Annotated in this window: 23 protein-coding genes; 18 read left to right on the forward strand and 5 right to left on the reverse strand. The window is 71.3% G+C overall.

What is annotated here, in order from left to right; translation table 11 throughout:
* Positions 1 to 20: 20 nt before the first annotated feature.
* Positions 21 to 1,289: an ROK family protein gene (locus tag ACTWQA_RS26845; protein WP_443161838.1), complete on the reverse strand. Its 1,269-nt coding sequence runs from the start codon at positions 1,287 to 1,289 to the stop codon at positions 21 to 23.
* Positions 1,290 to 1,382: 93 nt separating this feature from the next.
* On the opposite strand from ACTWQA_RS26845, the gene ACTWQA_RS26850 reads away from it, so the two are divergent.
* The 3 genes from ACTWQA_RS26850 to ACTWQA_RS26860 are packed head-to-tail and all read left to right on the forward strand — an operon-like array spanning position 1,383 to position 5,517.
* Entirely contained in the window at positions 1,383 to 3,515 is a 2,133-nt protein-coding gene (locus ACTWQA_RS26850) for an alpha-N-acetylglucosaminidase TIM-barrel domain-containing protein (protein ID WP_443161839.1), read from the forward strand.
* Positions 3,512 to 4,444, forward strand: coding sequence for an N-acetylmuramic acid 6-phosphate etherase (locus ACTWQA_RS26855; RefSeq protein ID WP_443161840.1), 933 nt, complete (start codon positions 3,512 to 3,514; stop codon positions 4,442 to 4,444). Before ACTWQA_RS26850 ends, ACTWQA_RS26855 begins: the two co-directional genes overlap by 4 nt.
* The gene (locus ACTWQA_RS26860; RefSeq protein WP_443161841.1) at positions 4,441 to 5,517 is read left to right on the forward strand and encodes a BadF/BadG/BcrA/BcrD ATPase family protein; all 1,077 of its coding nucleotides are present in this window, start codon (positions 4,441 to 4,443) and stop codon (positions 5,515 to 5,517) included. The genes ACTWQA_RS26855 and ACTWQA_RS26860 overlap by 4 nt, the downstream gene beginning before the upstream one ends.
* Here ACTWQA_RS26860 and ACTWQA_RS26865 read toward each other — a convergent pair.
* A complete protein-coding gene (locus ACTWQA_RS26865; RefSeq protein WP_443161842.1) occupies positions 5,468 to 6,592 on the reverse strand; it encodes an NAD(P)H-dependent flavin oxidoreductase in 1,125 nt (374 codons plus the stop codon). The genes ACTWQA_RS26860 and ACTWQA_RS26865 overlap by 50 nt on opposite strands.
* Positions 6,593 to 6,608: 16 nt before the next feature.
* Positions 6,609 to 7,271, reverse strand: a complete 663-nt coding sequence (locus ACTWQA_RS26870; protein WP_443161843.1) for an acyltransferase — start codon at positions 7,269 to 7,271, stop codon at positions 6,609 to 6,611.
* Between the two features lie 111 nt (positions 7,272 to 7,382).
* Between ACTWQA_RS26870 and ACTWQA_RS26875 the strand changes: the two genes are divergently transcribed.
* The 6 genes from ACTWQA_RS26875 (at position 7,383) to scpB (ending at position 13,768) form a co-directional block, all read left to right on the forward strand.
* A complete protein-coding gene (locus ACTWQA_RS26875; RefSeq protein WP_443161844.1) occupies positions 7,383 to 9,047 on the forward strand; it encodes a CTP synthase in 1,665 nt (554 codons plus the stop codon).
* Positions 9,048 to 9,123: 76 nt separating this feature from the next.
* Positions 9,124 to 9,732, forward strand: coding sequence for an NUDIX domain-containing protein (locus ACTWQA_RS26880; protein WP_443161845.1), 609 nt, complete (start codon positions 9,124 to 9,126; stop codon positions 9,730 to 9,732).
* 15 nt (positions 9,733 to 9,747) lie between these two features.
* On the forward strand, positions 9,748 to 10,653 hold the full coding sequence (locus ACTWQA_RS26885) for a site-specific tyrosine recombinase XerD (RefSeq protein ID WP_443161846.1): 906 nt from the start codon (positions 9,748 to 9,750) through the stop codon (positions 10,651 to 10,653).
* 123 nt (positions 10,654 to 10,776) lie between these two features.
* On the forward strand, positions 10,777 to 11,712 hold the full coding sequence (locus tag ACTWQA_RS26890; protein ID WP_371825908.1) for a ParA family protein: 936 nt from the start codon (positions 10,777 to 10,779) through the stop codon (positions 11,710 to 11,712).
* Complete coding sequence (locus ACTWQA_RS26895) at positions 11,709 to 12,527, forward strand: segregation and condensation protein A (RefSeq protein WP_443161847.1); 819 nt, start codon at positions 11,709 to 11,711, stop codon at positions 12,525 to 12,527. Before ACTWQA_RS26890 ends, ACTWQA_RS26895 begins: the two co-directional genes overlap by 4 nt.
* A gap of 707 nt (positions 12,528 to 13,234) precedes the next feature.
* A complete protein-coding gene (gene scpB / locus ACTWQA_RS26900; RefSeq protein WP_327591137.1) occupies positions 13,235 to 13,768 on the forward strand; it encodes an SMC-Scp complex subunit ScpB in 534 nt (177 codons plus the stop codon).
* Here scpB and ACTWQA_RS26905 read toward each other — a convergent pair.
* Complete coding sequence (locus ACTWQA_RS26905; RefSeq protein ID WP_443161848.1) at positions 13,651 to 14,469, reverse strand: hypothetical protein; 819 nt, start codon at positions 14,467 to 14,469, stop codon at positions 13,651 to 13,653. The genes scpB and ACTWQA_RS26905 overlap by 118 nt on opposite strands.
* Before the next feature lie 273 nt (positions 14,470 to 14,742).
* Between ACTWQA_RS26905 and ACTWQA_RS26910 the strand changes: the two genes are divergently transcribed.
* The 4 genes from ACTWQA_RS26910 to ACTWQA_RS26925 all read left to right on the forward strand — a co-directional run bounded on the left by ACTWQA_RS26910 (position 14,743) and on the right by ACTWQA_RS26925 (position 18,431).
* Entirely contained in the window at positions 14,743 to 15,594 is an 852-nt protein-coding gene (locus ACTWQA_RS26910; protein ID WP_443161849.1) for a pseudouridine synthase, read from the forward strand.
* A gap of 71 nt (positions 15,595 to 15,665) precedes the next feature.
* Positions 15,666 to 16,025 (forward strand): chorismate mutase, encoded by a 360-nt coding sequence (aroH, locus tag ACTWQA_RS26915; RefSeq protein WP_305922105.1) that lies wholly within the window; start codon positions 15,666 to 15,668, stop codon positions 16,023 to 16,025.
* A 66-nt stretch (positions 16,026 to 16,091) separates the two neighbouring features.
* Complete coding sequence (locus ACTWQA_RS26920) at positions 16,092 to 17,168, forward strand: prephenate dehydrogenase (protein ID WP_443161850.1); 1,077 nt, start codon at positions 16,092 to 16,094, stop codon at positions 17,166 to 17,168.
* 114 nt (positions 17,169 to 17,282) lie between these two features.
* Positions 17,283 to 18,431, forward strand: a complete 1,149-nt coding sequence (locus tag ACTWQA_RS26925) for an NAD(P)/FAD-dependent oxidoreductase (RefSeq protein ID WP_443161851.1) — start codon at positions 17,283 to 17,285, stop codon at positions 18,429 to 18,431.
* A gap of 138 nt (positions 18,432 to 18,569) precedes the next feature.
* Here ACTWQA_RS26925 and ACTWQA_RS26930 read toward each other — a convergent pair whose 3' ends face one another.
* Entirely contained in the window at positions 18,570 to 19,418 is an 849-nt protein-coding gene (locus ACTWQA_RS26930; protein ID WP_443161852.1) for a glycosyltransferase family 2 protein, read from the reverse strand.
* 118 nt (positions 19,419 to 19,536) lie between these two features.
* Here ACTWQA_RS26930 and ACTWQA_RS26935 point away from each other — a divergent pair, with 118 nt between their 5' ends.
* The 5 genes from ACTWQA_RS26935 (at position 19,537) to aspS (ending at position 25,243) form a co-directional block, all read left to right on the forward strand.
* Positions 19,537 to 20,178 carry a TetR/AcrR family transcriptional regulator gene (locus ACTWQA_RS26935; protein WP_443161853.1) on the forward strand — a complete coding sequence of 214 codons (642 nt, stop codon included), beginning with the start codon at positions 19,537 to 19,539 and terminating at the stop codon, positions 20,176 to 20,178.
* Positions 20,175 to 21,536 carry a carotenoid oxygenase family protein gene (locus tag ACTWQA_RS26940; RefSeq protein ID WP_443161854.1) on the forward strand — a complete coding sequence of 454 codons (1,362 nt, stop codon included), beginning with the start codon at positions 20,175 to 20,177 and terminating at the stop codon, positions 21,534 to 21,536. Before ACTWQA_RS26935 ends, ACTWQA_RS26940 begins: the two co-directional genes overlap by 4 nt.
* Before the next feature lie 75 nt (positions 21,537 to 21,611).
* Entirely contained in the window at positions 21,612 to 22,247 is a 636-nt protein-coding gene (cmk, locus tag ACTWQA_RS26945; protein ID WP_305922236.1) for a (d)CMP kinase, read from the forward strand.
* 41 nt (positions 22,248 to 22,288) lie between these two features.
* A complete protein-coding gene (gene der, locus ACTWQA_RS26950) occupies positions 22,289 to 23,680 on the forward strand; it encodes a ribosome biogenesis GTPase Der (protein ID WP_443161855.1) in 1,392 nt (463 codons plus the stop codon).
* Positions 23,681 to 23,980: 300 nt separating this feature from the next.
* Positions 23,981 to 25,243, forward strand: a complete 1,263-nt coding sequence (gene aspS, locus ACTWQA_RS26955; RefSeq protein ID WP_443161856.1) for an aspartate--tRNA(Asn) ligase — start codon at positions 23,981 to 23,983, stop codon at positions 25,241 to 25,243.
* Positions 25,244 to 25,338 lie beyond the last annotated feature (95 nt).

The raw sequence follows: 25,338 nt of genomic DNA on the forward strand, positions 1-25,338 counted from the left end.
TCTGTCGGGGGGTGGTGGGGTCAGGTCCTCAGGCGGCCTTCGTGACGACCGGTTCTCACCAGGCCGAACCTGGTGCGCTCGATCTCCTCCAGCGAGTGCCGCAGCGCCCCGTGGACGACGGCGTCCTCGTGGAGCGTCGAGACCTCCAGCGCGGGCTGGTCCAGCGGCTCGCCGGACAGATGCCGCCGGAGCGCCGCCAGCAGCCTCTCGCCGCATCTGGCCATGGGCCCGCCGATGACCACGAGCCGGGGGTTGAGAATGGCTCGGAGCACGGCGATGCCTTTGGCGAAACGACGTGCCACCACGTCGATCGCCTCCAGAGCCGCAGGCCGGCCGTCGACGACGGCGTCCAGCACGGCCTCGAACGCGCGCTCTCCCGCGGCCTCGATCCGGGCGCGGAATTCACCGTCGCCGGCGCGTTCGGCCGCCGCGGCGGCCTGGCGCACGATCTCCTCGCCGCCCACCCGGTGCTCGAACGGGCCGAGGCCGTGGGGGTGGTGGGACTCGGCGGGGCCGCCGCCCGCCGCGTCGGTGAACAGATCGAGGAAGCCGACGTCACCCGCATCGTTGGAGGCGCCACGGTAGAGCTCGCCGTTGAGCACGATCCCGGCGCCGACGCGTTCGCCCCAGTGAACCATCACCAGCGAGTCCTCACGCCGCTGCGCGCCTCGCCACCGCTCGCCCTGCGTCGCCAGCTTGACGTCGTTGTCCAGGTAGATCGGGCAGCCGAGCGTCTCCTGGAGCCGGCGCAGGAGGACGTCGCCGGTCAGCCCCGGCAGGCTCGGGATGAGCTTGATGATCCCGGACGCCGGGTCGACGATGCCCGGGGTGCCCGCCGAGGCGAACCAGAGATCGCCGGTCGTGAGGCCGGTCGCCCGCAGCGTCAGTGCCACCGTGGACAGCAGCGTCTCCACCGCGTGGACCCCGTCGGCGCCGGGGCCGAGCTGCACCGCGTCGGTCGCGATGACCGCCCCGGACAGATCCGCCACCGCCACGCGCACGTCCTGCGGGCTGATCGACAGCCCGAGCACGTGACCCGCCTCCGCCCGGAACCGCACCAGCTGCGCGGGCCGCCCCGCCCGGGTGGTGTCGCGGTCGATGGGGCCGAACTCGACGAGGCCCTCCTCGGCCAGGGCGTTGAGCGAACGGGTGACCGCCTGCCTGGACAATCCCACCGACTTGGCCAGCGCCGACACGCTCATGCTGGTCTCGGCCCGCAGGCTGCTCAGGATCGCGGCCGCGTTGACCTCCCGCATGAACTGCGTGCCCGCGGCGACCAGCTGCTCCATGTGCCTCTCCGAGCCCTTCGACCGATGTCCCGGTACGCTAGCATATTAATTATGGATCGTACGGAACTAATTCGTCGAGGGGTGTGACCTGCGATGTTGTCCGGTGACGGCGAGCATGCGCCGCTGTGGGCGGACACCGTCCGCGGCCTCGCCCATCGTGTTCTGGGGCCGGTGGCGGAGTCGGTCCGGTTCGCGAGCTCCGCTGCCCATGACGGTGCGCCGCGCGCGTACGCGTACGAGGCGAAGGGCGGCGTGCTCACCGTCGCCGCGACGGACGGAGTGAGCGCCTCCGTCGCGTTGCATCACTATCTCCGGGAGCATTGCGGCAGGTCCGTGGGCTGGGACACGGTGCTTCCCCTGCGGCTGACGTCGTTCCCCGACGCCCCGCTCCGCCAGGGCTCGGCCCGGGTGCGGGAGGGCTATTACTTCAACTTCTGCACCTTCAGCTACACGATGCCTTACTGGGACTGGGCCGACTGGGAACGCGAGATCGACTGGATGGCCCTGCACGGCATCACCATGCCGCTGGCCATCACCGGCCACGAGGCCGCGCTGCACGCCGCCTACTCCCTTCTCGGCCTCGACGACGACCGGATCCGAAGCTTCCTGGGCGGGCCGGGCTACCTGCCGTTCCAGTTCATGGGCTGCCTGGACGACTTCGCCGGCCCGCTCCCCTCGTCCTGGATCGAGACTCGTCGCGAGCTCGGGGCACGCATCCTCGACCGTGAGCGGGCCTTCGGCATGACGCCTGTGCTCCCGGCCTTCACCGGACACGTTCCACGCGAGATCGCAGCCACGGCGCGGGCCGGCCGCCGCCAGTGGCAGGGATTCGAGACCTGGGCCCTCGACCCTGCCGACCCGCTGTACGAGCGCATCGGCGCCGAGCTCGCCCGCGCCCAGATCAAGCTCTTCGGCACCGACCACCTCTACGCCGCCGACCCGTTCATCGAGATGATCCCCATCGACGCCGACCCGTCCTTCCCCGGCGCCGTGGCGGCCGCGACACTGGCCGGTCTGCGGGCCGCCGACCCGGACGCGGTGTGGCTCATGCAGGCCTGGCCGTTCTCCTACCAGCGGGACTTCTGGACCGAGGACCGCGTCACCACATTCCTCGACGCGATCGCGCACGACCGGATGCTCGTGGCCGACCTGTGGGCGGAGCACGATCCGCTGTGGGGCACCTTCGAGGGATTCTCCGGAAAGCCGTGGCTCTGGTGCGCGCTGCTCAACTTCGGCGGCCGCACCGATCCGGCCGCCGACCTGCGTAGTGTGTCGGCCGGGATCGACGCGGCCCTGGCGTCGCCGAGTCCGCCCGCCGGGCTCGGCCTGTCCATGGAGGCCACCCGCAACAACCCGGTCTTCTTCGAGCTGGTGGCCGACCAGATCTGGAACCGGGTTCCCGACCTCGACGCCTGGCTCGCCGCCTTCGTCAGCGAGCGCTACGAGGGACAGGGGACGCCCGAGCTGCGGGCAGCCTGGCGCGGGCTCCTGGACACCGTCTATGGCGCACAGGGCGTGCGGATCGCTCCCGACCAGTTCCAGGGCGTGCTCACCACCAATCCCTCCTACGAGCGGACACCCGAGGTATCCCGTGTCCTCTGGTACCGGCCGGCCGTGCTGGCACAGGCCTGGGAGCGGATGATCGAGGTGGCCGAGCACGACGCCGGCCTCCTGGACGGGCCGCTCGGGCACGACCTCATGGAGACCGGCATCGCCTACATGGCCAGGGTGGCCGACCGCCTCTGCCTCGACGTCGTGGAGTCGGCGGGCGACCCCGAGCGGGTCGCCCGGTTCCTGAAGGTCTTCGAGGACCTCGACCGGATGCTGGCCTGCCGCCCCGAATACACCTTCCAGCACTGGGAGGACAAGGCCGTGTCCTGGGCCGCCGGGCCGGCCGACCGCGAGGTCCTGCGGGACAACGCCCGCCGCATCATCACGGTGTGGGGCACCGCGGACAGCCCGCTCCTCGACGACTACGCGGGCCGGCACTGGGCGGGACTCGTCGGCGGCTACTACCGCGACCGCTGGGAGCTGTGGGCGCGGGGCCTGGCCCCCGCGCTCGCCGGCGATCCCGGCGCCGAGACGGAGCTGCGCGAACGGCTCCGCGAGCGGGCCGAGACCTTCCTGCGGGACGGCGCGGCCCCGGTGCGGCCCGGAGACCTGGCCACGCAGTCGCGCCGCCTGCACAGCACGTACGCGGGCACACTCGACGCAGCACACGAATGACGAGGAGCATGATGAGCCAGGCGGCACCGCCCACGGAACTCCGCAACCCCCGCACCGCCGACATCGACACCCTGGAGTCCGGCGACGTCCTCCGGCTGCTGCTGGAGGAGGACGCCCGCGCCGTCGAGGCGGCCCGCGCCGGCACCGGGCCGCTCGCTCTCGCGGTGGACGCGGCGCATCGGCGCCTGGCCGCGGGCGGTCGCGTCCACTACTTCGGCGCCGGCGCGTCGGGGCGGCTCGCCGTGCTGGACGCCACCGAGATCACGCCGACGTTCGGGGTGGCGCGCGAGCTTTTCACGGCGCACTTCGCCGGCGGGGCCGCCGCGCTCACCGACTCCTCCATCGATCGTGAGGACGCCGAGTCGCTGGGCGAGGCCGACGCCCAGGCCCTCGGTCCCGGGGACGTGGCGGTGGGGATCACGGCGTCGGGTTCGACGAGATACGTCGCCGGCGCCCTGCGCGCGGCCGGGGCCGGGGGCGCCCTCACGGTGCTGATCACCTGCAACCCGGACGCGCCGCTGCGTGACCTGGCCGAGATCCTGGTCGTCGCCGACACCGGGCCGGAGGCGCTGACCGGGTCCACCCGGCTCAAGGCCGGCACGGCGACCAAGGTGATGCTGAACGCGTTCTCGACCGCCTTGATGATCAAGGCCGGGCGGACGTACGGGAACCTCATGGTCGGGCTGGTGGCCACCAACGCCAAGCTGGCCGAGCGTGCGGTGAGCCTGCTCATGGAGGCCACCGGCGCCGGCGCGGAGGCCTGCCGCAGCGCCCTCGCCGAAGCGGACGGGGTCATCCCGGAGGCGCTCGTACGGCTGCTCACCGGCTGCTCCGCCACCGAGGCCCGGGCTGCGCTCGGCACGCACCAGGGCGTCAGGGCGGCCGTGGCCGCGCTCTCCCACCCGGCCGAGCGCGGGCGCGCCCGGTGAGCCGGGCCGGATTCGCCGGCGTGGACGTCGGCGGCGGGGGAGTCAGGGCCCGGATCGAGACCGGAGAGGTGATCGCCTACGGGGAGGACGCGGCGCCGGTGCCACGCGACCAGGGCCGCGTCGACCTCGACCGGCTCGCCGCCCGGATCGCCACGGTCGTGGAGAACGCGACCCCGGCTAGGACCGCCGGGTTCGAGCACGCGACCCCCGCTCGGATCGCCGGGTTCGGACAGGAGACCGGGGCGCCGGGGCCGGACGCCCTGCCGGCTCTCGACCGGCTCGCCGGCATGGCGGTGGGGGTGACCGGGCTGCCCGGCCTGGTCAAGGATCCCGGCACCTTGTGGCGGGCGCTGCGGGAGCGGCTCGCGCTGGGCACGCTCGTGGTCGCCGGTGACATGGTGACGACGCACGTGGGCGCGCTCGGTTTCCAGCCGGGGGTCGTCGTGGCCGCGGGCACCGGCGTCATCACGCTCGGCACCGACCTGAACGACGTCTGGAACCAGGCCGACGGGTGGGGGCACCTGCTCGGCGACCACGGCGGCGGCGCCTGGGTCGGCGCGCAGGGCCTGCACGCCGCCCTGCGTGCCCACGACGGCCGGGCCGGCGGCTCGGCCGCCCTGCTCGAACGCATGACGGCCCGCTACGGCCACCCCCTCGACCTGGTGGCGCTCGTCTACGAGTCGGGCTCCGCGGCACACCACCTGGCGGCGTTCGCGCCGTGCGTCGGCGAGGCGGCCCGCGCGGGCGACGCCGTCGCCCGGCGGATCTGGACCGAGGCCGGTCGGCAGCTCGGCCAGACGGCCGTCGCCGCCGCGGCCGGTCTCGAACCGGTTTTCTCCTGGGGCGGCCGCCTCTTCGAGGCCGCGGACCTGCTCATGGAGCCGTTCCAGAGCACCGTGCGCGAGTCGCTGCCCGGCGCCCGCTTCACGCCGCCGCTCGGGACCTCGGCCGATGGCGCGCTCGCCCTGGCCAAGGCCGCCGCCGACGGCTCGGTCCGGCCACGCCACCCCTACCTCTACGTCTTCACTCGGACAGGCGCGTCAGACGCTCCACCGCTTCGCCGAACTCGCTGATCATGTCGTAGACCACCTCGCGGGCCGGCTTCACCTGGTCGAGCTGGCCCACGACCTGCCCCACGTAGTAGTTGACCAGGTCCACAGCCCCCGGCTCGCCTTTTTCCGCCGCCGCCCCGATGCGGGCCATGGCCCCCTCCGACAGCAGGATCTGCAGCGGCATCCCCAGCGGCCCCGGGCTCTCCGGCCCGGAGTCCCACTCCTCCGTCCAGGCCGACTTGAGCTGGCGGGCCGGCTTGCCCGTACGCGACCTGGACCTGACCGTGTCCAGCGACGACGCGGCCAGCATCTTGCGTTTGACGGCGGGCGCCGTCTCCGCCTCCTCCGTGGTCAGCCACACCGAGCCGCACCACACGCCGTCCGCGCCGAGCGCCATGGCCGCGGCCATCTGCCGCCCCGACGCGATCCCGCCGGCCGCCAGCACGGGCACGGGCGCGACCGCGTCCACGACCTGCGGAACCAGCACCATCGTGGCGATCTCACCGGTGTGCCCGCCCGCCTCGGTGCCCTGCGCGACGATGAGGTCCGCACCGGCGGCCACCTGCCTGCGGGCGTGCTCCACCGTGCCGACCAGCGCGGCCACCGGCACGCCCGCCTGTCTGGCCTTCGCCACCATCTCCTCCGGGGGCGGGCCCAGGGCGCTGGCGATCAGCCCGATCGGGTGCTTCAACGCCACGTCGATCAGCCCCGTCGCCCCCGCCGCCGTGACCCGCCTGCCGAGCTCGTCCGCCACCGCCGTCAGGGGCTGCGCCGGCGCGCTCACGCCGTACTTGGCCAGCAGGTGCGTGACGAAGTCGCGGTGCCGGTCGGGGATGAAGTCCAGCAGGTGCGCGCGCCGGTCCAGCGCCGAGTCGTCGATCTTGCCGGGTACGAGCACGTCCACGCCGTACGGCCGGCCGCCGACCTGCTCGTCGATCCACGTCAGCTCGGTGTCGAGCTGCTCCGGTGAGTACGCGATCGCGCCCAGCACCCCGAACCCGCCCGCGTTCGTGACCGCCGCCACCACGTCCCGGCAGTGGCTGAAGGCGAACAGGGGGAACTCGATGCCCAGGCGCTCACAGATGGCGGTCCGCATGACACGACGCTAACGGTTAGAAGGATGTTCGGTCCATCCCCGGTTCGACGGCGCCGTTCGGGGCGTGCCAGCCCAGGTGCGGCGAGTAACCGCGCACCCGCCTGGCCGGCACCCCGGCGACCACGCTGTGGTCGGGGAAGGTCCCGCGGACCACCGCCCCGCCCGCCACCACGCACTGGCGGCCCAGCGTGGTGCCCGGCAGGATGATCGCCCCCGCGCCCAGCCAGGAGCCCGAGCCGATCGAGACCGGGCTGTTGCGCGGCCACTGCCGGCCGATCGGCACGTCCGGGTCGTCGTAGACGTGGTTCTGGTCGGTGATGTAGACGTACGGGCCGGTGAAGACGTCGTCGCCGATGTCGATCGACTGGTGGGCCACGATGTGCGAGCCCCGGCCGATCGAGCAGCCGCGGCCGATCCGCAGGATCGAGTCCGGGCCGAGGTCCGGGCCCGGCATCATGCCGCACGAGAGCGACACGCGCTCGCCGATCAGCGTGTGGTCGCCGATCTCGATCCACTGCTCGCCGAAGATGGCGCCCGGGGGGAACGCGATGCTGACCCCGTCGCCCAACCGGCGGAATCGGTAACCGGCCGGAGAAGCCGGAGAGATCGCGCCCGCGCGGCGGATCGCCGTGTAGGTACGGTGAATCAGCGTGCCCACAGCCCGCCGTACTAATGCCATAGGGACCAAAGTTACCGCTAGGTCATGTCTGTTCGGGCATGTGAGGGGCGTTGTTTGATATCCTGAGAGCCCGTGGACACTTCGACCACACCTCGAGCCACGGGAGCCCCTTTGCGCAGCGCATCGCAAACCAAGCATCTGTTCGTCACCGGCGGTGTCGCCTCCAGTCTCGGCAAGGGGCTCACGGCATCCAGCCTCGGTCGCCTCCTCAAGGCACGCGGTCTCCGGGTCACCATGCAAAAGCTCGACCCGTACCTCAACGTCGACCCCGGGACCATGAACCCGTTCCAGCACGGCGAGGTGTTCGTCACCGACGACGGCGCCGAGACCGACCTCGACGTCGGCCACTACGAGCGGTTCCTCGACACCGACCTGCACGGGTCGGCCAACGTCACCACCGGCCAGATCTACTCCAACGTCATCGCCAAGGAGCGCCGGGGCGAATACCTGGGCGACACCGTCCAGGTCATCCCGCACATCACCAACGAGATCAAGGACCGCATCAGGGGCATGGCCGGTCCTGAGGTGGACGTGGTCATCACCGAGGTCGGTGGCACGGTCGGCGACATCGAGTCGCTGCCGTTCCTGGAGGCCGTCCGGCAGATCAGGCACGAGGTGGGGCGCGACAACGTGTTCTTCCTGCACGTGTCGCTGCTGCCGTACATCGGGCCGTCCGGGGAGCTCAAGACCAAGCCGACGCAGCACAGCGTGGCGGCGCTGCGCAGCATCGGCATCCAGCCGGACGCGATCGTGCTGCGGTCCGACCGGCCCGTGCAGACGGCGATCAAGCGCAAGATCAGCCTCATGTGCGACGTGGACGAGGACGCCGTGGTCTCCGCCGTGGACGCCGCCTCCATCTATGACATCCCGAAGGTGCTCCACTCCGAAGGGCTCGACGCGTACGTGGTGCGGCGGCTCGGCCTGCCGTTCCGTGACGTCGACTGGAAGGAGTGGGAGGAGCTCCTGCGCCGCGTCCACCGCCCTGCCAAGGAGGTCACGATCGCGCTGGTCGGGAAATACATCGACCTGCCCGACGCCTACCTGTCCGTGACCGAGGCGCTGCGGGCCGGCGGGTTCGCCAACGACGCGCGGATCAACATCCGCTGGGTCAAGAGCGATGACTGCGAGACTCCCGACGGCGCCGAGCGCGAACTCGACGGCGTGGACGGCGTGCTCGTCCCCGGCGGGTTCGGCGTGCGCGGCATCGAGGGCAAGATCGGCGCCATCCGCCACGCCCGCGAGAACAAGATCCCGCTGCTCGGCATCTGCCTGGGCATGCAGGGCATGGTCATCGAGGCCGCCCGCAACATGGCCGGCATCGAGGACGCCAACTCCGCCGAGTTCGACCCCGACACCAAGCACGCGGTCATCTCCACCATGGCCGACCAGGAGGACGTCGTCGCGGGCGAGCGCGACATGGGCGGCACCATGCGCCTGGGCATCTACACCGCCAAGCTCGGCGAGGGCACGCTCGCCCGGCAGCTCTACGGCGGCAAGGCCAAGGCCGACGAGCGGCACCGTCACCGCTACGAGGTCAACAACACCTACCGGGAGCAGCTGGAGAAGGTCGGCCTGGTGTTCTCCGGCGTGTCGCCCGACGGCCGCCTGGTCGAGTACACCGAGCTACCCGTCGACATCCACCCGTTCTTCATCGGCACCCAGGCGCACCCCGAGTTCCGCTCCCGCCCCACCCGCGCCAACCCGATGTTCAAGGGCCTCATCGGCGCCGCCCTGATCTACGCCGACGGCCGCGTCGGCGCTAGGGTCGGCCAGTGAAAATCACCAGAGCGGCGAGCCGGGGGCGGAGGGCGGTAGCTTGCGTGACCAGCGGAGCCCCCGAGGGAGCGCGACCATGAGCGCAGACATGCCCGAAGCGTGGGAGGTCGTCGAGACGAAGGAACGGTTCGAGGGCCGCGTCATCCGCGTGGTCACCGACACCGTCAAGATGCCCCGCGACGAGGTCGCCGACCGCGACTACGTCGTGCATCCCGGCGCGGTCGCCGTGCTGGCCCTCGACGACCGCGACCGCGTGCTCATGATCAGGCAGTATCGGCATCCCACCCGGCAGCTGATGTGGGAGCTGCCGGCCGGGATCCGGGACGTGGAAGGGGAAGCGCTGGTCGAAGGGGCGGCTCGGGAGCTCGCCGAGGAGGCCGGATACCGGGCCGGGACCTGGCAGACGCTCATCGACCTGCGCACCTCGCCCGGCATGAGCGACGAGCGCATCCGGGTCTTCCTTGCCCGCGACCTGTCCAAGATCCCCGACGAGGAGAACGGCTTCGTCCACCGGCACGAGGAAATCGACATGCCGGTCGAATGGATCCCCCTGGCCGACGCGGTGGAGAAGGCGCTCATGGGAATGATCCACAATTCCCCGGCCGTGGCCGGTATCCTCGCCGCATATGCGGCTTCGGTTGAGGGATTCGATTGCTTGCGTCCCGCCGACGCCCCGGAGGCGTGACGGAAGGACCGGTTCGTGGAGGCAGTGCTCTCCAGCTACCTCGCCCATCTGGCGGTGGAGCGGGGCCTGGCCGCCAACACGCTCGCGTCCTACCGTCGTGACCTGCGCCGCTACTTCGAGCACCTGCAGGCGCGCGGCCGCGCCGAGCTCGACGAGGTGGGGGAGGCCGACGTCCAGGCCTTCCTCGCCGCGTTGCGCGAGGGCGACGGCGAGCACCCGGCGCTGGTCGCCAGCTCGGCCGCCCGCGCCGTGTCCGCCGTGCGCGGGCTGCACCGTTTCGCCCTCCGTGAGGGCGTCACCGCCCACGACCCCGCCCACCAGGTGCGCCCGCCGCGCCAGCTCCGCAGGCTCCCCAAGGCCATCGCCGTGGACGAGGTCGAACGGCTCATCGCCGCCTCCGGCCCCGACGGCGCGCCCCTGACGCTGCGCAACCGCGCCCTGCTCGAAGTCCTGTACGGCACCGGCGCCCGCATCTCCGAAGCCGTCGGGCTGGCCGTGGACGACCTCGAAGACGAGCAGGTACGCCTGCGCGGCAAGGGCGGCCGTACGCGCGTCGTGCCTTTGGGGCGTTATGCCCGCTCCGCCCTGGACGCGTACGTGGTGCGTGCCCGGCCCGGACTCCTCGCCCACGGACGGGGCACCCCCGCCGTCTTCCTGAACGCCCGGGGCGGGCGTCTGACCAGGCAGGGAGCCTGGGAGGTGCTCCAGACAGCCGCCGAACGCGCCGGACTCGACGGGATAAGTCCCCACGTTCTCCGGCATTCCTTCGCAACTCATCTGTTGGACGGCGGGGCTGACGTTAGGGTGGTGCAGGAGTTGCTCGGCCACGCCTCGGTGACGACCACACAGGTCTACACCCTGGTCACGGTCGACAGGCTCCGCGAGGTCTATGCCGCCGCGCATCCTCGCGCCCGTCAGTGATCTATAGTCTTTTGCGACGTGCGGCGCCCTCGGCGTGCCGCCTTGCCGCGTTAAGTGGTGACGCCATAGTGTCCGTCCGGACGGTCCGGTTCGGGATCGTCAGGGAGGTTCGAGCTGGTGACTGTGACGACCAAGGGTTCAACCCCGGGGACCCCCGACAACCCCTGGGGCGGCACGAAAAGCAACGCGCCTTCCAATGGCGTCAACCTCGGGCCCACACAGCGGCCCAGACCGGTGTTCCCAGAACCGGTGCCCCCTGCCGTGCACGGCCCCGCGCGCGTGGTCGCGATGGTCAATCAAAAGGGCGGGGTCGGCAAGACCACGACCACCATCAACCTGGGCGCCGCGCTGGTCGAATACGGCCTCAAGGTGCTGCTGGTCGACTTCGACCCGCAAGGCGCGCTCTCTGTCGGGCTGGGCATCAACCCGCTCCAGCTCGACCTGACCGTCTACAACCTGCTCATGGAGCGCAACGTCACCGCTGAGGACGTGCTGCTCGGGACCGGTGTCGAGGGACTCGACCTGCTGCCGAGCAACATCGACCTGTCCGCCGCCGAAGTGCAGCTCGTCACCGAGGTGGCCCGCGAGCAGGTGCTCGGCCGCGTGATCAAGCCGCTGCTGCCGCACTACGACGTGTGCCTCATCGACTGTCAGCCGTCCCTGGGCCTGCTCACGATCAACGCGCTGACCTGCGCCCACGGCGTCATGGTGCCGCTGGAATGCGAGTTCTTCGCGCTGCGCGGCGTGGCGCTGCTCATGGACACCATTTCCAAGGTCCAGGAGCGCCTCAACGAGGACCTCGAGATCGAGGGCCTGCTCGCCACCATGTACGACGCCCGCACCCTGCACGGGCGCGAGGTGCTCGCCCGCACGGTGGAGGCGTTCGGCGACAAGGTGTTCCACACCGTGATCAACCGTACGGTGCGGTTCCCTGACGCGACCGTGGCCGGCGAGCCGATCACCACGTTCGACCCGTCGTCCCTCGGCGCCAACGCTTACCGTGAGCTGGCCCGTGAGGTGCTGTCACGCTGGCCGGAGCCTGCGACAATGTCCAGGTGACCACCGCTGAGCAGAGCGAACCTCGGGGTTTCCAGGTCCACCTGGACGTCTTCGAGGGGCCCTTCGATCTGCTCCTTGGCCTCATCGCCAAGCATAAGCTGGACATCACCGAGGTCTCGCTCTCCAAGGTCACCGACGAGTTCATCGCGTACATCCGTTCGCGCGGGCCCGAGTGGGACCTCGACCAGACCAGCCACTTCCTGCTGGTGGCGGCCACGCTGCTGGATCTGAAGGCGGCCCGGCTGCTGCCCTCCGGCGAGGTGGAGGACGAGGAGGACCTGGCGCTGCTGGAGGCCAGGGACCTGCTGTTCGCCCGGTTGCTGCAGTACAAGGCGTACAAAGAGGTGGCGAAGATCTTCGCGGGGCGGATGGCGGAGGAGGCGCTGCGTTTCCCACGCACCGTGCCGATGGAGCCGCAGTTCGCCAACCTGCTGCCCGAGCTGGTGCTGGGCATCGGGCCCGAGCAGCTCGCCAAGATCGCCGCCCGCGCCTTCACCCCCAAGCTGCCGCCCACCGTGAGTGTCGGGCACATTTACCAGCCCCTGGCGAGCGTCAAGGAGCAGGCCGCGCTCCTGGTCATGCACCTGCGCCGGCTGCGGCGGGCCACCTTCCGCGCGCTGGTGTCCGACTGCGAGGGCACCTACGAGGTCATCGCGCGGTTCCTGGCGGTGCTGGAGCTGTTCCGGGAGTCGGCGGTCACGTTCGAGCAGGTCGAGCCGCTCGGGGACCTGCACGTGACCTGGACGGGCTCCGACGACGGGGACGTCGCGGTGGGGGACGACTACGAGGAATCCGCGGAGAAGCCAACGCAATGACTGACAACCCCAACCCGCTGCCCACCCCCCGCCGGTCCCCGGACTCCGGACCCCCGCTCCCCGCCTGGATGAGCTTGCCCGGCTCCCTCGCCCAGTCGCCGCCGCCGGCGGCGGAGGACACCACGTCCGAGGACACGCCCGCTGCGGCGCCGGCGGACGTGCCGATTGCGGAGGCCGATGCGGCGCTGGCCGACAAACCGGTTGCGGAGCCCGATGTGGCGTCGGCGGACATGGCCGCGGCGTCGGAGGCGGTGCCGGGTTCAGGCGTGGTGCCGGACGCTGGTGCGCCGGCCGATCCGCCGCCGGTGGTGGAGACGTCAGACGCTCCGGCCCCCGAATCGGCTGCCGGCCCTGCGCTTACGGCCCCGGAGGCGGCGTCTGGCGGCGCCGGGTCGGCGGGGCGTGGTGCGGTGGAGTTCGGCGCGACGCGTGCGGCGCAGGACGTGGATGCCGACAAGATCGCCGAGCTGGCGGACGGCTCTTCGGCCGCTGAGGCGGAGACCGGCCTATCGGCTGTGGCCGCCGGGCCCGGGTTCTCCGGCGCCGGGTCGGCGGGGCGTGGTGCGGTGGAGTTCGGCGCGACGCGTGCGGCGGGGGACGTGGAGGACGCCGGCTTCGATGTGGCCGGGACGCCAGAGGACGACGTAACCGGAGCGCCGGAGGATGACGTAACCGAGGCGGAGGACGGTAGCGCTGGGGGCCCGACGCTGCAGGCGGCGTTGGAGGCTATCCTGGTTGTCGTTGACGAGCCTGTCGCTGAGGTGACCCTGGCGCAGGTGCTGGAGCGGCCCACCCATGAGGTGGCCGCGGCCTTGCGGGGGTTGGCGGCGGAATATACCGCTGCCGGACGGGGTTTTGATCTGAGAGAAGTGGCGGGCGGCTGGCGGTTCTACACGCGGGCCGACTGCGCGCCGCTGGTCGAGCGGTTCGTACGCGACGGCCAGCAGACGCGGCTGACCCAGGCCGCGCTCGAAACTCTCGCGGTCGTGGCCTACCGGCAACCGGTGAGCCGTGCCCGCGTCGCCGCCGTGCGCGGCGTCAACAGCGACGGCGTCATGCGGACGCTCGTCGCCAGGGGGCTGGTCGAAGAGGCCGGCACCGACCCGGAGAGCCAGGCAGTGCTCTACCGGACAAGCTCATACTTCCTTGAACGTCTGGGACTGCGGGATCTCAGCGAGCTCCCCGAGCTCGCCCCTCTCCTCCCCGACGACGTGGAAAATCTCGAGGAGACAACAAAGTGATCAACAGGCGAAGCACCCCGTCCGGTGATGGACGCGGTCGTGGACGTACCGGCGGCTCGGGCCGTAGTGCCGGCCGCGGCGGACGTCCCGCCTTCCGCTCCGACCGTGATGACGTCCAGAGCGGTTCCCGTGACTCCCTCCGTGCCGACCGCTCCGGGACCCGCGCCCGGTACGGCACCTCCGGCGAGCGTGAGGACCGATCCCCACGTGACGACCGAAACGGACGTGACGCTCGCGAGGATCGTTACGGCACGCGTGGTGACCGCGACTCGTGGTCCCGCGGAGATCGAGACGGCCGGCCTGCGCGCGGAGACCGCGACGAGCGTTCCCGCGGCGACCGGGATGGTAGCCGTTCCGATCGCCGTGACGAGCGCGGCGGCTATGGCGCCGGTGCCCAGCGTCGTGACGAGCGTGGTGGCTATGGCGCCCAGCGTCGCGACGAGCGGGGTGGTGGCTATGGCACCGGTGCCCAGCGTCGTGACGAGCGTGGCGGCTATGGTGCCGGCCGTCGTGATGACCGTGGCGGCTACGGCGCCCAGCGCCGTGACGAGCGTGGTGGCTATGGCGCCCAGCGCCGTGACGAGCGGGGTGGCTATGGCGCCGGTGCCCAGCGCCGTGATGACCGTGGTGGCTACGGTGCCGGCCGTCGGGATGACCGTGGCGGCTATGGCGCCGAGCACCGTGACGACCGGGGCGGCCATGGTGCCGAGCGTCGTGACGAGCGTGGTGGCTACGGTGCCGGCCGTCGTGATGACCGCGGCGGCTACGGTGCCGGTCGGCGTGACGAGCGTGGCGCCGACAGGGGCGCGTTCCGGGCCGACCGCAGCGGGCGCAGGGAGAGCGAGCGTCCGTCGCGCGGCGGACGAGAGGATCTCGCCCCCCGGGGCACGTCCTCGAGCCGCGCCCGTTACGGCAGGCGGGACGGCGACGCCCCCCGCGATGCCCGTACCGGCCGCGCCCCCAGGCGCGACGACGTGCAGACCGTCGGCAAGAGCTACGGCAGCCCGCAGCGGGACCGGATCAAGGCGGCCCGCCAGCCCCTCCGCGACCGCGACTTCTACCCCGAGGGCTACACCGACGAGCGCGACACCACCGAGGTGCCGGACGGCGTACGGCTGCAGAAGGTGCTCGCGCAGGCCGGCGTGGCCAGCCGCAGGGCCTGCGAGGAGATGATCGGCGAGGGCCGCGTCACCGTGAACGGCCAGGTCGTACGGCGCTTCGGTGCCAAGGTCGACCCCGCGACCCAGGTCATCCACGTGGACGGCAAGCGCATCCCCACCGCCCCCGACCTGGTCTACTACGCCATAAACAAGCCCATCGGCGTCGTGTCCACCATGGACGACCCGCAGGGCCGCCCGTGCCTGGCGGACTTCGTGCAGGAGCTGGCCCCGCGGTTGTTCCACGTGGGCAGGCTGGACACCGAGACCGAGGGCCTGCTGCTGCTCACCAACGACGGCGAGCTGGCCAACCGGTTGACGCACCCCAGCTACGGCGTGCAGAAGAAATACTGGGCCAAGGTGCCCGGGCCGATCCCCAGGGACCTGGGGCGCCGGCTCAAGCAGGGCATCGAGCTGGAGGACGGCATCGCGAAGGCCGACGGCTTCAGCATCGTGCAGGAGCACGGCCAGCAGGCGCTGGTCGAGATCGTGCTGCACGAAGGGCGCAATCACGTCGTCAGGCGCATGCTGGAAGAGGCCGGGCACCGGGTGATCGACCTGGCCAGGATCGAGTTCGGGCCGGTGAAGCTGGGCCGTACCAAGCCCGGGACCGTACGCGCGCTGAGCTTGAAAGAGGTCGGCGAACTGTACGCGGCCGTGAAGCTGTAATCTGACCGGAACGCAGGAGCCCGTGCGAACCTCCGCACGGGCTCTCTCGCTCAGAGAAGGGGACAAACCAGATGGTGCGGGCGATCCGCGGGGCGATTCAGGTGGACGCCAACGATCGTGACTCGATTGTCGAGGGCACGACCGAGCTGGTCAGCGCGATCATGGAGCGCAATGAGCTGACCACGGACGATGTGATCAGCGTGCTGTTCACGGCGACGCCCGACCTGACGGCCGAGTTCCCCGCACTGGCGGCGCGGAAGCTGGGCTTCCACGACGTGCCGCTGATCTGCTGCACCGAGATCGACGTGCCGGGCGCGCTGCCTCGCGTGGTCCGCCTGATGGCGCACGTCGAGACCGATCGCCCCCGGGCCGAGATCCAGCATGTCTACCTGCGCGGCGCCGTGGCGCTCCGGCAGGACATCGCACAGTAAGCCGCAGGCAAGCACCACCAGAGACACTCACCTCCCCCCAACGGCCCGACATATCAGGACACCGAGATGGAACTTCGTACCGTGCTCGTCGTGGGCACCGGTCTGATCGGCACCTCCGCGGCGCTGGCGCTGCGCAAGCGCGGCGTACGCGTCCTGCTCGCGGACCGCGACCAGGGAGTCGTACGGCTGGCACGGGAGCTCGGCGCGGGTGAGGAATGGGACGGCCACGAGACGGTGGATCTGGCGGTCATCGCGGTGCCCCCGGCGCACGTGGCGAGCGAGTTGCTGGAGCTGCAGCGGCACGGCGTGGCCAGGTTCTACACCGACGTCGCCAGTGTGAAGGTCGAGCCCATCGACCGGGCCACGCAGCTGGGCTGCGACCTGGCGACCTACGTCGCCTCCCACCCACTGGCCGGCCGCGAGAAGTCCGGTCCCGGCGCCGCGCGGGACGATCTGTTCCTGGGCCGTCCGTGGGCGCTGTGCCCCACGGAGAAGGCCGGTCCCGACGCGAAGGCGGCCGTGCTGCGGCTGATCGAGCTGTGCGGGGCCAACCCGGTCGAGGTCAACGCCGACGACCACGACCGCGCGGTGGCCGTCGTCTCCCATGCGCCGCACGTGGCCTCCTCCGCCGTGGCCGCGCGGCTGGCCGACGCCACGGATGTCGCGCTCGGCCTGGCCGGGCAGGGCGTACGCGACGTCACCAGGATCGCCGGCAGCGACCCAGGGCTCTGGATCGGCATTCTGTCCGGCAACGCCACTCCCGTCGCCGAGGTGCTCGAGGCCGTCGCGCACGACCTGGCCGAGGCCGCGAGTGCGCTGCGTGCCCTGGCCGAGGGTGACGGCACCGCCACCGGCGAGCTGACCCAGCTGCTCAAGCGCGGCGTCGCCGGGCACGACCGCATTCCGGGCAAGCACGGCGGTCCGGCCTCCGCGTACGCCGTCGTCCAGGTCGTCATCGGCGACCGGCCCGGCCAGCTCGCCCGGCTGTTCCAGGTGTGCGACGAGGTGGGGGTCAACGTCGAGGACGTGCGCCTGGAGCACGCGCCCGGGCTGCCCCTGGGCATCGCTGAGCTGTCCGTGCAGCCCGGCGCCGCCATCCCGCTCACCGACGCCCTGCGCGAACGCGGCTGGCACGTCCCCTAGGCTGGCACGTCCCCTAGGCAGGTCGTCCCCTAGGCAGGTCCCGCAAGGCGAGCCGCGATGTCACATCCGAGTCTCCTCGATACGTCCCTGGTTTGAATCGAGGAGGTAAGGAAGATGACTGACATTCTTGTTCTGGGCGGCGGTTACACCGGCATCGCGGCGGCCATCCGGGTCGCCGTCAGGACCCGCCGCATCGGCGGCAAGGTCACGCTGGTGAACGCCTCGGCGCGGTTCACCGAACGGCTCCGGCTGCATCAGACGGCGGCCGGTGAGAAGCTGGCGGACCATTCACTGAAAGACCTGCTCGCGGGCACCGGCATCCGGTTTGTCCAGGGCCGGGTGGCGGGGCTCGACGCCGGACGGCGCGAGGCGCGGCTCGACGACGGGCGCGTGCTCGGCTACGACAAGCTGATCTACGCGCTCGGCACCGTCACCGATGCCTCGGTGCCCGGCGTGGCCGAGCACGCCCACGTCTACGACGACTACGCGGGCACCAAGCGGTTCGCCGAGCGCCTCGCGGCACTCGAGGGCGGAACGGCGGTCGTGGCCGGCGGCGGGCTCACCGGCGTCGAGTCGGCCACCGAGCTGGCCGAGGCGCATCCGGATCTGCACGTCGTCCTGGTCACGCGGGGCCGGCCGGGCGCCATGATGGGCGAGAAGGCCCGCGCCTACCTGGACGCGGCGCTGGAACGGCTCGGCGTCGAGGTACGCGCCGGCGTCGACGTCGCCAAGGTCCTGCCCGACGCGGTCGAGCTGGCCGGCGGCGAGTTGATCCACTCCGACGCCACGCTCTGGACCACCGGGACCAGCGGGCTGCCGGTGGCCGCGGAGTCCGAGCTCACCGTCGACAAGCGCGGCAGGATCGTCGTGGACTCCGCGCTCCGCTCGGTGTCCCATCCGGACGTCTACGCCGTCGGCGACGCCGCCGCCATCACCCAGCCGTTCGGGGTGATGCACGGCACCTGCCAGGGCGGCATCCCGACCGGGCTGCACGCGGCCGACTCCCTGGCCGCCACGCTGCGCGGCAAGACGCCCAGACCGTTCAGGTTCGGGTACATTCATCAGCCCGTCAGCCTCGGGCGTAAGGACGGAGTCATCCAGTTCACCCGGCCGGACGACAGCCCGCGCCGGTGGTTCCTGACCGGGCGGGCGGCGGTCGTCTACAAGGAAACGGTGTCCAGCAGCCCGATCCCGACGTTCAAGCTGCTCAAGCGTGGTCTGGTGCCCGTCTGGATGTTCGCGCTGACGGCCGGGCTCGCATGATCGGACACAGCGCGGCGGACGAGCCGGTGATCTCGCCCGCCGCGCCCCCACGTCACTTCTTGGTCACCGCCTGACTGACGGCGTTCGGGCCGATGCCTGCTGCCCGTCATTCATGTGACGTAACGACGGGCCCGCTGATCACCCGTCATCCCGTTCCAGCCTGCGGCGGGCTCGTTCCACCGCGACGGGGAGTTCGCGTCGCGCGGCCAGCGCGCGGGGGAAGCGCCGCACCGCCGTACGCAGCCCCTCCCAGCCGGCGGGGCCGGCGCGCAGCGCGTCGAACGAACGCCGGGCCACCACGCGCCACGGCCGCCGCAGGACGGCGGTCAGCACGGCGTTGCGCGCGGCCAGCGCCTGCCTCCCGCGCCGATCCCGAGCGGGCGACGGGTGATGGTGCGCCACGACGTCGTCCACGTACGCCAGCCCCCACCCGCGCGCCGCCAGGTCCACGGCCAGCCGCTCCTCCTCGCCGAAGAAGAAGATCACGTCATCGAACCCACCCGCGTCGAGGAACGCCTCCCTGCGCACCACCGCCCCGCACGCCAGGAACCCCAGCACGCTCGGCCCCGGCAGGTCGGGCTCCATGCCGAGCGGCGAGCGTGCCATCAGCTCCGACACAGGATCCAGCCGCTCCTGCGGCCCCACCAGCACACGCGCCCCCAGCATGGCCAGCCGCGGATGAGCGTCCAGCACGTCGGCGGCCCGCTCCAGCGCGCCGGGCGCCCACCAGGAGTCGTCGTCGGCGAAGGCCACGTACGGGGTCTCGGCCAGCCGCACGCCGACGTTGCGCGCGGGCGCCCCCAGGTTCGTGCCCGCCTCGACGAGGTGGACGTCGGGGAAGTGCTTGCGAACGAACGCCGCCGTCCCGTCGGTCGAGCCGTTGTCGATGAGGATCACGGGGCGCGGGTGCAAGGGGAGCGAGCGGGCCAGCGACCGCAACCTGTCCTTGCTGGCCACCACGACCGTGACCCGCGCTCCATCTGCCACACGAGGTCACTTACCGGGAAGAACGCGCTTACTCCTCGGCGGGTCGGTTGACACGTGGGCGGAGCAGGCATATAAAGATCGGTAACAGCGTTACCCAAGAGAAACGGTGTTACCCACTATGACGAGCACCGCATACCAGCAGGCGCAGCAGGAAGGGCAGGACGTCGTCCGGGCAGCCATCCTCGACGCCGCCACGCGACTGCTCGTCACCGAGGGCCCGGCGGCGCTGACCGTGCGGCGCATCGCCGGCGAGGTCGGCTGCTCCACGAAGGTGATCTACACGCTGTTCGGCGGTAAAGACGGCCTCGGCGAGGCGTTGTGGCTGGAGGGGTTCGCCAGGTTCGAGCGGCGGCTGCTCGCCGTGTCCGCCCTGAGCGACCCGCTGGCCTGCCTGCATGCCGGACTGGAGGCCTACCGGGACTACGCGCTGGCCGAGCCCGACTACTACCGGGTCATGTTCCAGGGCGCTCTTCCCGGGCTGCAGCCGGGGCCCGAGGCCGTGGCGACGGCCAAGCGCACGTTCGAGCTGCTCGTCCGCCGCGTCCAGGACTGCCTGGAGCCGGGACTGCTGCGCGGTGGCACCGCCGAGGAGATCGCCGACCTGCTGTGGATGGCGGTCCACGGCGCGGTGAGCCTGGAGATCTCCGGCTTCTTCCACGAGCCTGAGGCGACGCGGCGCTACCGGGCGCTGTGCTCCTCGGTGCTCTCGCCCTACCTGCTTCCTTCCGACCTTCCTCCCGATGAGAGGACCACACCATGACCACCACACCGTTCAGGGGCGGCTTCACGCCCGTGACCGAGGAGATCACGGCCTTCGACCTGGCGGTCACCGGGCGCATCCCGGACGAGCTCAACGGCCGTTACCTGCGTAACGGCCCCAACCCGCTCAGCCTCGACGACCCGAGCGCGAGCCATCTGTTCATCGGCGAGGGCATGGTGCACGGGGTGCGGCTGCGCGACGGCCGTGCCGAGTGGTACCGCAACCGCTGGGTCCGCAACGCCGCCGTCGCCCGGCGCCTCGGCGAGGAGCCCCGGCCGGGTCCCACGCACGAAGGCATGGACTTCGCGGCCAACACGCACGTCATCGGGCTGGCCGGGCGCACGTTCGCGACCGTCGAGGCGGGGGCGCTGCCGTACGAGCTGAGCTATGAGCTCGACACCATCGGCGCGTGCGACTTCGACGGCGGCCTGCCCGGCGGGTACGCCGCCCACACCCACGCCGACCCGGCCACCGGCGAGTTGCACGCCATGGCCTACTTCTTCGGCTGGGACCACCACCAGCACATCGTGATCGACGCCAAGGGCGCCGTGACGCAGGTCAGGGACATCCCGATCGCGGACGCGCCGATGCTGCACGACTTCGCCCTCACCGAGCGATACGTCGTGATCTACGACCTGCCGGTCACGTTCAGCATGGCCCACGCCGAGAAGGGCGTCCCGCTGCCGTACGCGTGGAACGACGCACACGGCGCCAGGGTCGGCCTGATGTCCCGTACCACTGGCGAGGTGCGCTGGGTCGAGGTGGAGCCATGCTGGGTGTTCCACACGCTCAACGCCTACGACGACGGCGAGGAGGTGGTCGTGGACCTGGTGCGCTACCCCCAGCGGTTCGTGGACGCGCGGCTCGACCTGGGCGGCACGCCCACGCTGGACCGGTGGCGGATCGACCCGCGCACGGGCAAGGTCGACCAGACGCGGCTGGACGACCGGGCGCAGGAGTTCCCGCGTATGGACGAGCGGCTCACCGGCCGCGCCTACCGCTACGGCTACACCGCGGCCACCCGCGACCTGACCGACGTGATCTACCCGGCGGACACCGAGCTGGAAGACCTGCCCGACGAGGCCTTCGACAACACGCTCATCAAGCACGACCTGGAGGACGGCACGCAGGAAAAGCGGCAGTTCGGGCGCGGCGCGTACGTGGGGGAGCCGGTCTTCGTCGCCTCCGGCCAGGCCGAGGACGACGGCTACGTGCTCTCCTACGTCAACAACCCGGCCAGGGGAGCGGCCGACCTGGTGATCCTTTCCGCGCAGGACTTCACCGGCGAGCCGGTCGCCACCGTGCACCTGCCGGCCCGGGTGCCGCTCGGCTTCCACGGGAGCTGGATCGCTGACTGAGCTGGAGACGGTACCCTCGTCAAGTTGGACGGAAAACGTGAAGAGGGAGAGACCGTGGCCGGTCTGGTCATCGCCATGGACGGCCCTTCGGGGTCGGGCAAGTCGAGCGTCTCGCGCGGGGTCGCCCGTGCGCTGGGACTGCGCTACCTCGACACCGGGGCCATGTATCGCGCGATGACCTGGTGGATGCTCCAGCAGGGCGTCGACCTGGCCGACCACGCCGCGATCGCGGCCCGCTGCGGCGAGCCGCGGATCGTCTCCGGCACCGACCCCGACGGTCCTGCGATCCACGTCGACGACGTCGACGTGGCCGGGCCGATCAGGGAGGCCGAGGTGACCGGCGCGGTCTCCGCCGTCGCCGCCGTCCCCGAGGTGCGGGTGCGCCTGGTCGCGCTGCAGCGGGAGATCATCGGCGCCGGTGACATCGTGGTCGAGGGCCGCGACATCGGCAGCGTCGTCTACCCCGACGCCCCCGTCAAGGTCTACCTGACGGCCAGCCCGGAGGCGCGCGCCCAGCGGCGCAGCGCCGAGCTGGCCGGCACCACGGCGGAGGCACAGCAGGAGGCCATGGCCAGGCGTGACACCCTGGACTCGACACGTAAGACGGACCCACTCTCGATGGCGGCTGGCGCCGTCGAGGTCGACACCACCGCGCTGACCTTGGAAGAAGTCATCGCGGAGGTGTTGAGGCTGGTCAAAGAGCGCACCTGACCGGACGTCAGGTGCGGGACTCACATTAAGGATGAACATTCGTGACAACGGGGGACTGGGTCGAGGCCGACCTCGACGACCTTGAGATCACCGAGCACGGCGATGCGACGCCGCTGCCGGTCGTCGCCATCGTAGGACGGCCGAACGTCGGCAAGTCCACGCTGGTCAACCGCATTATCGGCCGCCGCGAAGCGGTCGTCGAAGACGTGCCGGGCGTCACCCGCGACCGCGTCACCTACGACGCCAACTGGCGCGGTCGCCGCTTCACCGTGGTCGACACCGGCGGCTGGGACCCCGACGCCACGGGCATGAGCCTGCGCATCGCCGAGCAGGCCCAGGTCGCGGTCGAGCTGGCCGACGTGATCGTGTTCGTGGTCGACGCCACCGTCGGCGCGACCGACGCCGACGAGATCGTGGGCTCGATCCTGCGCCAGTCGGGCAAGCCGGTCATCCTGGCCGCCAACAAGGTCGACAACCAGCAGATGGAGCTCGAGGCCGCGGGGCTGTGGTCGCTCGGACTCGGCGAGCCGTACCCCGTCTCGGCCCTGCACGGGCGCTCCAGCGGCGACCTGCTCGACGTGATGCTCGACGCGCTGCCTGAGACGCCGCAGGTCACCTTCGAGGCCCAGCGCGGCCCCGCCAGGGTGGCGCTGCTCGGCAAGCCCAACGTGGGCAAGTCCTCCCTGCTCAACAAGCTGGCGGGGGAGGAGCGCGTGCTGGTCGACCCCATGGCCGGCACCACCCGCGACCCCGTGGACGAGCTGATCGAGCTGGGCGGGCGCACCTGGCGCTTCGTCGACACGGCCGGCATCCGGCGGCGCGACCGCGAGCTGCAGGGCGCCGACTTCTACGCCGCCATGCGGACCCGCGCCGCGCTGGAGCGCTCGGAGGTGGCGATCGTGCTCATCGACGCCAGCGAGCCGCTCACCGAGCAGGACCTGCGCATCATCGGCCTGGTCATCGATTCCGGGCGAGCCATGGTGGTCGCGTTCAACAAGTGGGACCTGGTCGACGAGGACCGCCGCTACTACCTGGAGAAGGAGATCGACCGGCAGCTCGTCCGCACGCCGTGGGCGCTGCGGGTCAACATCTCCGCCCTGACCGGGCGGCACGTGGACCGGCTGGTCCCGGCGCTGGAGAAGGCGCTCGACTCGTGGTCCACGCGGGTGCCGACGGCCCGGCTCAACGCGTTCCTGACCGAGCTCGTGCAGCAGACGCCGCCGCCGGTCCGGGGCGGCAAGCAGCCGAAGATCCTCTTCGCCACGCAGGCATCGGTCGAGCCGCCCAAGTTCGTGTTGTTCACCTCCGGCTGGCTGGAGGACACCTACCGGCGCTTCGTCGAGCGGCGCATCCGGGAGGAGTTCGGCTTCGCCGGCTCGCCGATCGAGGTCACGATGAAGATCCGCGAGAAGCGGGCCAAGAAGGAGAAGTAATCGCTTTGCCGGTGGCTCCGGCGCGGCCGTAAGATCGACGGCAAACGTCGAGGGAGACGAGTAGCCGCGGGCCTTCGCGGGTCCAGAGAGCCGCCGGCAGCTGCGAAGGCGGCCCCGCGTCCCGCGGGCGAAGACACTCCTGAGTGCGGGGAGGAAATGCCCCGCCGGTCTGACCCCCGTCATCGGGTCGTCGAGGCCGCCCCGCTCGCCGCGGGGCGGTGAAAGTGCAGTGGCACCGGGAGCAACCCTTCTCCCCCGCACTTCCAAGGGATCATGCACATCCTTCTCCAAGGAGTTGTAATGATCTCTCGTGTCATGACCGCGGAGCTCGCCGAGCACGTGGGTCAACGAGTGACGATCGCCGGCTGGGTCCATCGCCGCCGGCAGCTGAAATCCGTGTCCTTCCTCGTCATCAGGGACCGTACCGGCCTGGCGCAGGTGGTCGCCGGAGGCGACCTGCCGGGCGAGGAGAGCGTCGTCCAGATCACCGGCACCGTGACCGCGAGTTCGCAGGCGCCGGGAGGCGTCGAGCTGGTCAAGCCGGACCTCGAGGTGCTGGCCGAGCCCGGCGCGCCGCCGCCGTTCGACCTCTACCGGCCGGTGGTGCCCGCGGCGCTGCCGACCATCCTTGACCACGCGCCGGTCGCGCTGCGGCACCCGCTGCTGCGGGCGCCGCTGGAGATCTCGGCCGCGAGCGTGGCCGGGTTCCGGGAGGCGCTCGATCGGCTCGGCTTCACCGAGATCCACACCCCGAAGATCGTGGCCTCGGCCACCGAGTCGGGCGCGAACGTCTTCGGCATCGACTACTTCGGGCGGCCCGCCTACCTCGCGCAGTCGCCGCAGTTCTACAAGCAGGCGATGGTGGGGGTGTTCGAGCGGGTGTACGAGGTCGGGCCGGTCTTCCGGGCCGAGCCGCACGACACCGTACGCCACCTGGCCCAGTACACGAGTCTGGATGCCGAGCTGGGCTTCGTCGCCGACCATCGGGACGTCATGGCGGTGCTGCGGGAGACGGTGGCGGGCATGCTGGAGTCGGTACGCCGCCGTGCCGCCTCCGCCGTCGCGTCGCTCGCGATCGCGTTGCCTGCCGTGTCCGCCGAGATCCCGGCCATCCACTTCACCGAGGCCCAGCGGCTGACCTCGTCGGACGAGCCCGACCTGGCGCCGGCGCAGGAACGATGGTTGTCGGAGTGGGCGCTGCGGGAGCACGGGTCGGACTTCCTCTTCGTGACCGGCTATCCGATGGCCAAGCGGCCCTTCTACACCCATCCCGACCCGGCGCGGCCCGGCTACTCCAACGGCTTCGACCTGCTGTTCCGCGGGCTGGAGCTGGTGACGGGTGGCCAGCGGCTGCACCGGTACGAGGACTACCTGACGGCGCTGGGCGAGCGCGGGGAGCCGGTGGAGCCGTATGAAGGCTATTTGCAGGCGTTCCGGTACGGGATGCCGCCGCACGGCGGGTTCGCGCTGGGGCTGGAGCGGTGGACGGCGCGGCTGACGGGCGCGACCAACATCCGCCAGACCACCGCCTTCCCCCGCGACCTGCACCGGCTCTCGCCCTAGCCTTGCCCGAGTGTCGCCTCGACACGGAATTCGACATCCACTAGAAAGGATCAAAGCCAGGATCTGGGGAAATGCGTGCGGCGAACCCCAGAGGA

It is taken from the genome of Nonomuraea sp. 10N515B, from assembly GCF_052245915.1.
In the GTDB taxonomy this organism is placed as follows: Bacteria; Actinomycetota; Actinomycetes; order Streptosporangiales; family Streptosporangiaceae; genus Nonomuraea.